Source organism: Escherichia sp. KS167_9B, from assembly GCF_030295215.1.
In the GTDB taxonomy this organism is placed as follows: Bacteria; Pseudomonadota; Gammaproteobacteria; order Enterobacterales; family Enterobacteriaceae; genus Escherichia; species Escherichia coli_F.
Window position 1 is genome coordinate 3,775,158 of record NZ_AP025754.1, and the last position, 11,800, is coordinate 3,786,957.

General features: G+C 52.0%; 7 protein-coding genes and 1 pseudogene. 7 read left to right on the forward strand and 1 reads right to left on the reverse strand.

The genetic code is table 11. The features are described 5' to 3' along the window. The first annotated feature begins 143 nt into the window (after positions 1-143). A complete protein-coding gene (ygjG, locus tag QUE34_RS18930; protein WP_001297164.1) occupies positions 144-1,523 on the forward strand; it encodes a putrescine aminotransferase in 1,380 nt (459 codons plus the stop codon). Positions 1,524-1,564: 41 nt separating this feature from the next. On the opposite strand, the gene QUE34_RS18935 is transcribed toward ygjG, so the two are convergent. Further along, positions 1,565-1,897, reverse strand: coding sequence for a tRNA-binding protein (locus QUE34_RS18935; RefSeq protein WP_000450598.1), 333 nt, complete (start codon positions 1,895-1,897; stop codon positions 1,565-1,567). 218 nt (positions 1,898-2,115) lie between these two features. Here QUE34_RS18935 and ebgR point away from each other — a divergent pair, with 218 nt between their 5' ends. The 6 genes and pseudogenes from ebgR to ygjK all read left to right on the forward strand — a co-directional run bounded on the left by ebgR (position 2,116) and on the right by ygjK (position 11,793). Further along, positions 2,116-3,099 carry a transcriptional regulator EbgR gene (gene ebgR / locus QUE34_RS18940; protein ID WP_032303807.1) on the forward strand — a complete coding sequence of 328 codons (984 nt, stop codon included), beginning with the start codon at positions 2,116-2,118 and terminating at the stop codon, positions 3,097-3,099. Positions 3,100-3,282: 183 nt separating this feature from the next. Continuing rightward, positions 3,283-6,375, forward strand: coding sequence for a beta-galactosidase subunit alpha (ebgA, locus tag QUE34_RS18945; RefSeq protein WP_032303808.1), 3,093 nt, complete (start codon positions 3,283-3,285; stop codon positions 6,373-6,375). Further along, positions 6,372-6,821: a beta-galactosidase subunit beta gene (locus QUE34_RS18950; protein WP_001219950.1), complete on the forward strand. Its 450-nt coding sequence runs from the start codon at positions 6,372-6,374 to the stop codon at positions 6,819-6,821. The genes ebgA and QUE34_RS18950 overlap by 4 nt, the downstream gene beginning before the upstream one ends. 21 nt (positions 6,822-6,842) lie before the next feature. Further along, a pseudogene (locus QUE34_RS18955) lies at positions 6,843-8,222 on the forward strand (amino acid permease); the annotation flags it as partial. Between the two features lie 133 nt (positions 8,223-8,355). Continuing rightward, entirely contained in the window at positions 8,356-9,426 is a 1,071-nt protein-coding gene (gene ygjJ, locus QUE34_RS18960) for a protein YgjJ (RefSeq protein WP_032303810.1), read from the forward strand. A gap of 15 nt (positions 9,427-9,441) precedes the next feature. Then, entirely contained in the window at positions 9,442-11,793 is a 2,352-nt protein-coding gene (gene ygjK, locus QUE34_RS18965) for an alpha-glucosidase (protein WP_032303811.1), read from the forward strand. Positions 11,794-11,800: the final 7 nt, after the last annotated feature.

Sequence of the window (11,800 nt, forward strand, 5' to 3'; positions counted from 1 at the left end):
AATGTTAACAAATAGCATTAAATATTGCGTAATTGATAACCACATTTGTGTTTATCCCGATTTTCGCGATCGCAGCCGGAGTGGCGCAATCCCTGCAATACTTAAATCGGTATCATGTGATACGCGAGCCTCCGGAGCATATTTTGAACAGGTTACCTTCGAGCGCATCGGCTTTAGCGTGCAGCGCCCACGCCCTGAATCTCATTGAGAAGCGAACGCTGGATCATGAGGAGATGAAAGCACTTAACCGAGAGGTCATTGAATACTTCAAAGAGCATGTCAATCCGGGGTTTTTAGAGTATCGCAAATCTGTTACCGCCGGCGGGGATTACGGAGCCGTAGAGTGGCAAGCGGGAGGTTTAAATACGCTTGTCGACACCCAGGGACAGGAGTTTATCGACTGCCTTGGAGGTTTTGGAATTTTCAACGTGGGGCACCGTAATCCAGTTGTGGTTTCCGCCGTACAGAATCAACTTGCGAAACAACCGTTGCACAGCCAAGAGCTGCTCGATCCGTTACGGGCGATGCTGGCGAAAACCCTTGCTGCGCTAACGCCCGGTAAGCTGAAATACAGCTTCTTCTGTAATAGCGGCACCGAGTCCGTTGAAGCAGCGCTGAAGCTGGCGAAGGCTTATCAGTCGCCGCGCGGCAAGTTTACTTTTATTGCCACCAGCGGCGCGTTCCACGGTAAATCGCTTGGCGCGCTGTCGGCCACGGCGAAATCGACCTTCCGCAAACCGTTTATGCCGTTACTGCCGGGCTTCCGTCATGTACCGTTTGGCAATATCGAAGCCATGCGCACGGCTCTTAACGAGTGCAAAAAAACCGGTGACGATGTTGCCGCAGTGATCCTTGAGCCGATTCAGGGCGAAGGTGGTGTAATTCTGCCGCCGCCGGGCTATCTCACCGCCGTGCGTAAGCTGTGCGATGAGTTCGGCGCACTGATGATCCTCGATGAAGTACAAACGGGCATGGGGCGCACGGGCAAGATGTTCGCCTGCGAGCATGAGAACGTTCAGCCGGACATTCTGTGTCTGGCAAAAGCCCTCGGCGGCGGCGTGATGCCGATTGGCGCGACCATCGCCACTGAAGAGGTGTTCTCAGTTCTGTTCGACAACCCGTTCCTGCATACCACCACCTTTGGCGGCAACCCGCTGGCCTGTGCGGCGGCGCTGGCGACCATCAATGTGTTGCTGGAGCAGAACTTACCGGCTCAGGCTGAGCAAAAAGGCGATATGTTGCTGGACGGTTTCCGTCAACTGGCACGGGAATATCCCGATCTGGTACAGGAAGCGCGTGGCAAAGGGATGTTGATGGCGATTGAATTTGTCGATAACGAAATCGGCTACAACTTTGCCAGCGAGATGTTCCGCCAGCGCGTACTGGTGGCCGGAACGCTCAACAACGCCAAAACGATCCGCATTGAACCGCCACTGACACTGACCATTGAACAGTGTGAACTGGTGATCAAAGCGGCGCGTAAGGCGCTGGCGGCCATGCGCGTGAGTGTGGAAGAAGCGTAATATCAAATCGGATGGCGATACGACGTCGCCATCCGATTGTTTTATACGATACGTACGCCCGCAGGCATCATCCGCTCCGGCGTTAACAGCACACTTTCGCTGCCATCATCGGTTTCCGCACACAACAGCATGCATTCCGACGTTTCACCGCGCATTTTCGCTTTTTGCAGATTGCATAAGACCACCACCGTTTTTCCCATCAGCTCTTCTTCGCTGTAGTACGGCACCAGGCTGGTCACGGTTTGCAGCGTTTTTTCCCCCACATCAACCTGTACGATGTACAGCTTGTCGGCGTTTTCATGGCGTTTCACTTCCACAATCTTTCCGACGCGCATTTCCAGACGTGCAAAATCAGTGTAAGCCACGGTTTCCATTGCTTCCTCCCCTTGAGTAAAATTTTACTAAACTATAGCAAAAGTTTTTCTCAATCCTGTAGGCTAAAAATGGAGAATGCAGGCGTGATCACATTCGTGAGCCGCTGTGTTACCGTTACAGCGTCAAAGAAACGCGCTTTATTTACTGAAAACAGGTGACCCAAAAAGCACTTCCTCTACAATGGGGGCGCACATCAGGGAAAGTAAAAAAGGTAAACATGGCAACACTAAAAGACATCGCAATCGAAGCTGGCGTATCCCTGGCGACAGTATCCAGGGTCTTGAATGACGATCCGACATTGAATGTGAAAGAAGAGACGAAACATCGCATTCTCGAGATCGCCGAAAAGCTGGAGTACAAGACCAGTAGCGCCCGTAAACTACAGACAGGCGCAGTCAACCAGCACCATATTTTGGCTATCTACAGCTACCAACAAGAGCTGGAAATCAACGATCCTTACTATCTGGCGATCCGCCACGGCATTGAAACCCAGTGCGAAAAACTGGCGATCGAACTGACCAACTGTTATGAACACAGCGGCTTACCAGACATTAAAAACGTCACCGGTATTTTGATTGTCGGCAAACCCACGCCAGCCTTGCGCGCCGCCGCCTGCGCACTGACTGACAATATCTGTTTTATCGACTTTCACGAACCCGGCAGCGGTTACGATGCAGTGGATATCGATCTGGCTCGCATCAGTAAAGAAATCATCGACTTCTATATCGATCAGGGTGTTAATCGTATTGGTTTTATTGGCGGCGAAGATGAGCCTGGTAAGGCAGATATTCGTGAGGTCGCCTTTGCGGAATATGGCCGACTGAAACAAGTGGTACGCGAAGAGGATATCTGGCGCGGCGGTTTTTCCAGTTCGTCGGGCTATGAACTGGCGAAACAGATGCTGGCTCGGGAAGACTACCCGAAGGCGCTTTTTGTTGCTTCCGATTCCATTGCTATTGGCGTACTGCGGGCAATTCATGAACGTGGTCTGAACATCCCGCAGGATATTTCACTTATCAGCGTTAACGACATCCCCACCGCACGATTTACCTTTCCGCCGCTCTCCACCGTGCGCATCCATTCCGAGATGATGGGAAGCCAGGGCGTTAACCTGGTGTATGAAAAAGCCCGGGATGGTCGCGCGCTGCCGCTGTTAGTCTTCGTTCCCAGCAAATTAAAACTGCGCGGCACGACCCGTTAAATCCCCTTACACACTGTCCGGCAATCGTTTTTGCCGGACAGTGCTGCCGTTTATTTTCGTGATCCAGTTAAAGTAAATGCATTTACTCGCTATATTTTAGTAAAAATTTTACTAAACTCCTCAGCAATTACACAAACTACCATCACCATGAATGGTTCCGATTTCTCTCTACCGGGAGGCCCTATGAATCGCTGGGAAAACATTCAGCTCACCCACGAAAACCGACTTGCGCCGCGTGCGTACTTTTTTTCATATGATTCTGTTGCGCAAGCGCGTACCTTTGCCCGCGAAACCAGCAGCCTGTTTCTGCCCTTAAGTGGTCAGTGGAATTTCCACTTTTTTGACCATCCGCTGCAAGTGCCAGAAGCCTTCACCTCTGAGTTAATGGCTGACTGGGGGCATATTACCGTCCCCGCCATGTGGCAAATGGAAGGCCACGGCAAACTGCAATATACCGACGAAGGTTTTCCGTTCCCCATTGATGTGCCGTTTGTCCCCAGCGATAACCCAACCGGTGCCTATCAACGCATTTTCACCCTCAGCGACGGCTGGCAAGGCAAACAGACGCTGATTAAATTTGACGGCGTCGAAACCTATTTTGAAGTCTACGTTAACGGTCAGTATGTGGGTTTCAGCAAAGGCAGCCGCCTGACCGCAGAGTTTGACATCAGCGCAATGGTAAAAACCGGCGACAACCTGTTGTGTGTGCGCGTGATGCAGTGGGCGGACTCCACCTACGTGGAAGACCAGGATATGTGGTGGTCGGCGGGGATTTTCCGCGATGTTTATCTGGTCGGAAAACAACTCACGCATATTAACGATTTCACCGTGCGCACTGACTTTGACGAAGCCTATTGCGATGCCACGCTTTCCTGTGAAGTAGTGCTGGAAAATCTCGCCGCCTCCCCTGTCATAACAACGCTGGAATATACTCTTTTTGATGGCGAACGCGTGGTACACAGCAGCGCCATCGATCATTTGGCAATTGAAAAACTGACCAGCGCCAGCTTTGCTTTTACTGTCGAACAGCCGCAGCAATGGTCAGCAGAATCCCCTTATCTTTACCATCTGGTCATGACGCTGAAAGACGCCGACGGCAACGTTCTGGAAGTGGTGCCACAACGCGTTGGCTTCCGTGATATCAAAGTGCGCGACGGTCTGTTCTGGATCAATAACCGTTATGTGATGCTGCACGGCGTCAACCGTCACGACAACGATCATCGCAAAGGCCGCGCCGTTGGAATGGATCGCGTCGAGAAAGATCTCCAGTTGATGAAGCAGCACAACATCAACTCCGTGCGTACCGCTCACTACCCGAACGATCCGCGTTTTTACGAACTGTGTGACATCTACGGCCTGTTTGTGATGGCGGAAACCGACGTCGAATCGCACGGCTTTGCTAACGTCGGCGATATCAGCCGTATTACCGACGATCCGCAGTGGGAAAAAGTCTACGTCGAGCGCATCGTTCGCCATATTCATGCACAGAAAAACCATCCGTCGATCATCATCTGGTCGCTGGGCAACGAATCCGGCTATGGCTGTAACATCCGCGCGATGTACCACGCAGCGAAAGCGCTGGATAACACGCGACTGGTGCACTACGAAGAAGATCGCGATGCTGAAGTGGTCGATATTATTTCCACCATGTACACCCGCGTGCCGCTGATGAATGAGTTTGGTGAATATCCGCATCCGAAGCCGCGCATCATCTGTGAATACGCCCATGCGATGGGGAACGGTCCGGGCGGGCTGACGGAGTACCAAAACGTATTCTATAAGCACGATTGCATTCAGGGACATTATGTTTGGGAATGGTGCGACCACGGGATCCAGGCGCAGGATGACAACGGCAATGTCTGGTATAAATTCGGCGGTGACTACGGCGACTATCCCAACAACTATAACTTCTGTCTTGATGGTTTGATCTATTCCGATCAGACGCCGGGGCCGGGACTGAAAGAGTACAAACAGGTTATCGCGCCGGTAAAAATCCACGCGCTGGATCTGACTCGCGGCGAGCTGAAAGTAGAAAATAAACTGTGGTTTACCACGCTTGATGACTACACTCTGCACGCAGAAGTGCGCGCCGAAGGTGAAACACTCGCGACGCAGCAGATTAAACTGCGCGACGTTGCGCCGAACAGCGAAGCCCCCTTGCAGATCACGCTGCCACAGCTGGACGCCCGCGAAGCGTTCCTCAACATTACGGTGACCAAAGATTCCCGCACCCGCTACAGCGACGCCGGGCATTCTATCGCCACTTATCAGTTCCCGCTGAAGGAAAACACCGCGCAGCCAGTGCCTTTCGCACCAAATAATGCGCGTCCGCTGACGCTGGAAGACGATCGTTTGAGCTGCACCGTTCGCGGCTACAACTTCGCGATCACCTTCTCAAAAATGAGTGGCAAACCGATATCCTGGCAGGTGAATGGCGAGTCGCTGCTGACCCGCGAGCCAAAGATCAACTTCTTCAAGCCGATGATCGACAACCACAAGCAAGAGTACGAAGGGCTGTGGCAACCGAATCATTTGCAGATCATGCAGGAACATCTGCGCGACTTTGCCGTTGAGCAAAGTGATGATGAAGTGTTGATCATCAGCCGCACGGTTATTGCCCCACCGGTGTTTGACTTCGGGATGCGCTGTACCTACATCTGGCGCATCGCTGCCGATGGTCAGGTTAATGTGGCGCTTTCCGGCGAACGTTACGGTGACTATCCGCACATCATTCCGTGCATCGGTTTCACCATGGGGATTAACGGCGAATACGACCAGGTAGCATATTACGGACGTGGACCGGGCGAAAACTACGCCGACAGCCAGCAGGCTAACATCATTGATATCTGGCGCAGTACCGTCGATGCCATGTTCGAGAACTATCCCTTCCCGCAGAACAATGGCAACCGTCAGCATGTCCGCTGGACGGCACTGACTAACCGCCACGGCAACGGTCTGCTGGTGGTTCCGCAGCGCCCCATTAACTTCAGCGCCTGGCACTACACCCAGGAAAACATCCACGCTGCCCAGCACTGTAACGAACTGCAGCGCAGTGATGACATCACCCTGAATCTTGACCACCAACTGCTTGGCCTCGGCTCTAACTCCTGGGGCAGCGAAGTGCTGGACACCTGGCGCGTCAGGTTCCGTGACTTCAGCTACGGCTTTACGTTGCTGCCAGTTTCTGGCGGAGAAGCTACCGCGCAAAGCCTGGCGTCGTATGAGTTCGGCGCAGGGTTCTTTTCCACGAATTTGCACAGCGAGAATAAGCAATGAGGATCATCGATAACTTAGAACAGTTCCGCCAGATTTACGCCTCTGGCAAAAAGTGGCAACGCTGCGTTGAAGCGATTGAAAATATCGACAACATTCAGCCTGGCGTCGCCCACTCCATCGGTGACTCATTGACTTACCGCGTGGAGACAGACTCCGCGACCGATGCGCTATTTACCGGGCATCGACGCTATTTTGAAGTACATTACTACCTGCAAGGACAACAAAAAATTGAATATGCGCCGAAAGAGACATTACAGGTAGTGGAATATTATCGTGATGAAACTGACCGTGAATATCTAAAAGGCTGCGGAGAAGCCGTTGAGGTCCACGAAGGGCAAATCGTTATTTGTGATATCCATGAAGCGTATCGATTTATCTGTAATAACGCGGTCAAAAAAGTGGTTCTCAAAGTCACCATCGAAGATGGTTATTTCCATAACAAATAACAATTACGGCGGCATAAGGAGTTTGCCGCCGTTTACAGCTTTAACAACGTTATCAATAATAATATTGAGCTTGGACTGGCCTCAGCACCAATGTTTTTCCTCGCGACGATTTTTTATTTTATTCCCTTCTGTCTGATCATCGCAGAATTTGTTTCGTTAAATAAAAACTCGGAAGCCGGTGTCTACGCGTGGGTAAAAAGTTCGCTGGGCGGACGTTGGGCATTTATTACTGCCTATACCTACTGGTTCGTAAACCTGTTCTTTTTCACCTCATTATTACCGCGCGTTATTGCTTACGCCTCGTATGCTTTCCTCGGCTACGAATATATTATGACGCCGGTTGCCACCACCATTATCAGTATGGTGCTGTTCGCCTTCTCCACCTGGGTTTCCACCAACGGGGCGAAAATGCTGGGGCCAATCACCTCCGTCACTTCAACGCTGATGCTGCTGTTAACGCTCTCCTACATTTTACTGGCAGGCACGGCGCTGGTTGGCGGCGTACAGCCTGCCGATCCGATCACCGTTGACGCGATGATCCCTAACTTTAACTGGGCGTTCCTCGGCGTTACTACCTGGATCTTTATGGCCGCAGGTGGCGCGGAATCTGTCGCGGTGTACGTTAACGACGTCAAAGGCGGTTCAAAATCGTTTGTTAAAGTGATCATTCTCGCCGGGATTTTTATCGGTGTACTATATTCCGTCTCCTCGGTGCTGATTAACGTCTTCGTCAGCAGCAAAGAGTTGAAGTTTACCGGCGGATCGGTGCAGGTATTCCATGGCATGGCGGCGTATTTTGGTCTGCCGGAAGCGTTGATGAATCGCTTTGTCGGTCTGGTGTCCTTTACCGCAATGTTCGGCTCCCTGCTGATGTGGACCGCAACGCCGGTAAAAATTTTCTTCTCCGAAATCCCGGAAGGCATCTTTGGCAAGAAAACCGTCGAACTGAACGAAAACGGCGTTCCGGCGCGCGCGGCATGGATCCAGTTCCTGATTGTCATCCCGCTGATGATTATCCCGATGCTCGGTTCCAATACCGTGCAAGATCTGATGAATACCATTATTAATATGACCGCCGCAGCATCCATGCTTCCACCGTTATTCATCATGTTGGCTTACCTGAATTTACGCGCCAAATTAGATCACCTGCCACGCGATTTCCGTATGGGCTCCCGTCGTACCGGTATTATCGTTGTTTCAATGCTGATTGCGATATTTGCCGTAGGGTTTGTCGCTTCGACATTCCCGACTGGCGCGAATATTCTGACCATCATTTTTTATAACGTCGGCGGTATTGTTATCTTCCTCGGCTTTGCGTGGTGGAAATACAGTAAATATATAAAGGGATTAACGGCTGAAGAGCGCCATATTGAAGCGACGCCAGCCAGCAATGTTGATTAAGCAGAATAATAAAAAATGAGCAGGCATTTTCCCTCTTCCTGGATGGGGAGAGGGAAAATAGTTTCTGCCTTTATATTTTTATAATTACAACGATAAAAGGCTGTGCTTTTTCTTTAGCTCATGGATTAACACAATGAAATTAATCACTGCACCATGCAGAGCATTACTTGTTCTGCCGTTTTGCTACGCCTTTTCTGCGGCTGCTGAAGAAGCACGTCCGGCAGAACATGACGACACAAAAACACCCGCAATGACCTCGACATCTTCTCCTTCATTTCGTTTTTACGGCGAATTAGGGGTTGGTGGATATATGGATTTAGAGGGTGAGAATAAACATAAATACAGCGATGGCACCTATATAGAGGGTGGCCTGGAGATGAAGTACGGCTCCTGGTTCGGCCTGATTTACGGCGAAGGCTGGACCGTGCAGGCCGACCACGACGGCAATGCCTGGGTGCCTGACCATAGCTGGGGTGGTTTCGAGGGCGGAATTAATCGTTTCTATGGTGGTTATCGTACCCACGATGGCACCGAAATCATGCTCAGTCTGCGTCAGGATTCCTCGCTGGATGATCTGCAATGGTGGGGCGACTTCACCCCCGATCTGGGCTACGTCATTCCCAATACCCGGGACATTATGGCCGCGCTGAAGGTGCAGAACTTAACCGGCAACTTTCGTTATAGCGTCACCGCCACACCAGCCGGACATCATGACGAAAGCAAAGCCTGGCTACATTTTGGCAAATACGATCGCTACGACGACAAATACACTTATCCGGCAATGATGAACGGTTACATCCAGTATGACCTTGCCGAAGGCATCACCTGGATGAACGGTCTGGAAATTACCGACGGTACCGGACAACTCTATCTCACTGGCCTGCTTACCCCTAACTTTGCCGCTCGCGCCTGGCACCATACCGGACGCGCCGACGGACTGGACGTACCGGGAAGTGAAAGTGGGATGATGGTGAGCGCCATGTATGAAGCGTTCAAGGGGATTTATCTCTCTACCGCTTACACGTACGCCAAACATCGCCCTGACCACGCTGACGATGAAACCACCTCTTTCATGCAGTTTGGTATCTGGTACGAATACGGCGGCGGACGTTTCGCAACGGCTTTTGATAGCCGCTTCTACATGAAAAATGCCTCTAACGATCCCAGCGACCAACTCTTCCTGATGCAATATTTCTACTGGTAAAAGGACAATAATCTCATGAAAATCAAAACTATTTTAACGCCAGTAGCCTGCGCTCTACTGATGAGTTTTTCCGCCCATGCCGCTAATGCCGACAATTACAAAAACGTGATTAACCGTATCGGCGCACCGCAGTACATGAAGGATTACGATTACGACGATCACCAGCGTTTTAATCCGTTTTTCGATCTCGGATCCTGGCATGGTCATCTGTTGCCAGACGGCCCGAACACCATGGGCGGTTTTCCAGGCGTTGCGCTGCTGACAGAAGAATACATCAACTTTATGGCCAGCAATTTCGACCGCCTGACCGTCTGGCAGGACGGCAAGAAAGTCAATTTCACGCTGGAGGCATACAGTATTCCCGGCGCGCTGGTACAAAAAATGACAGCAAAAGATGTGCAGGTTGAAATGACTCTGCGCTTCGCCACGCCGCGCACGTCATTACTGGAAACTAAAATCACCAGCAATAAACCGCTGGATCTGGTGTGGGACGGCGAGCTGCTGGAAAAACTGGAAGCGAAGGAAGGGAAACCGATTTCCGATAAAACCATTGCTGGCGAATACCCTGACTATCAGCGCAAAATCAGCGCCACCCGTGATGGCCTGAAAGTCACCTTTGGCAAAGTGCGCGCCACCTGGGATCTGCTGACCTCCGGCGAATCAGAATATCAGGTGCATAAATCCCTGCCAGTGCAGACTGAAATCAACGGTAATCACTTTACCAGTAAGGCGCATATCAACGGGTCGACGACGCTCTATACCACCTACTCCCACCTGCTGACCGCTCAGGAAGTTAGCAAAGAGCAAATGCAGATCCGCGATATTCTGGCGCGTCCGGCGTTTTATCTCACCGCCTCGCAGCAACGCTGGGAAGAGTACCTGAAGAAAGGGTTAACCAATCCGGATGCGACGCCGGAACAGACGCGCGTCGCGGTGAAAGCCATCGAAACACTCAACGGTAACTGGCGCTCACCGGGCGGGGCGGTGAAATTTAATACCGTCACACCGTCGGTGACCGGGCGCTGGTTCTCCGGCAATCAGACCTGGCCGTGGGATACCTGGAAACAGGCGTTTGCGATGGCGCATTTCAATCCGGAGATCGCCAAAGAGAATATCCGCGCGGTCTTCTCCTGGCAGATCCAGCCCGGCGACCGCGTGCGTCCGCAGGATGTGGGCTTTGTCCCCGACCTGATAGCGTGGAACCTTAGCCCCGAGCGTGGCGGCGATGGCGGCAACTGGAACGAACGCAATACCAAGCCCAGCCTTGCCGCCTGGTCGGTGATGGAAGTGTACAACGTCACCCAGGATAAAACCTGGCTGGCAGAGATGTACCCGAAACTGGTGGCCTATCACGACTGGTGGTTACGTAACCGCGATCATAACGGCAACGGCGTGCCGGAATATGGCGCGACCCGCGATAAAGCCCATAACACCAAGAGCGGCGAGATGCTGTTTACGGTGAAAAAAGGCGATAAAGAAGAGACGCTGTCTGGGCTGAACAACTACGCCCGCGTGGTGGAGAAAGGCCAGTACGACAGTCTGGAAATTCCGGCACAAGTTGCTGCGTCGTGGGAATCGGGCCGTGATGACGCCGCCGTCTTTGGGTTTATCGACAAAGAACAGCTGGATAAATATGTCGCTAATGGCGGCAAACGTAGCGACTGGACGGTGAAATTCGCCGAAAACCGCAGTCAGGACGGAACGTTGCTGGGCTACTCGCTATTGCAGGAGTCGGTGGATCAGGCCAGCTATATGTACAGCGATAACCATTATTTGGCAGAGATGGCAACGATTCTCGGTAAGCCGGAAGAGGCCAAACGCTATCGCCAGTTGGCGCAGCAGCTCGCGGACTACATCAATACCTGTATGTTCGACCCGACCACGCAGTTCTACTATGACGTGCGCATTGAAGATAAACCACTGGCGAACGGCTGCGCGGGCAAACCGATTGTCGAGCGCGGTAAAGGGCCAGAAGGCTGGTCACCGCTGTTTAACGGTGCGGCAACGCAGGCCAATGCCGACGCGGTGGTGAAAGTGATGCTCGATCCTAAAGAGTTCAACACCTTTGTACCGCTGGGAACGGCGGCGTTAACCAACCCGGCTTTTGGGGCGGATATCTACTGGCGCGGGCGCGTATGGGTGGACCAGTTCTGGTTTGGTCTGAAAGGAATGGAGCGTTACGGTTATCGCGATGATGCCCTGAAACTGGCGGATACGTTCTTCCAGCATGCCAAAGGATTAACCGCCGACGGTCCGATTCAGGAGAATTACAACCCTCTGACTGGCGCGCAGCAAGGGGCTCCAAATTTCTCCTGGAGTGCCGCACATTTGTATATGTTGTATAACGATTTTTTCCGTAAGCAGTAATTTGCAA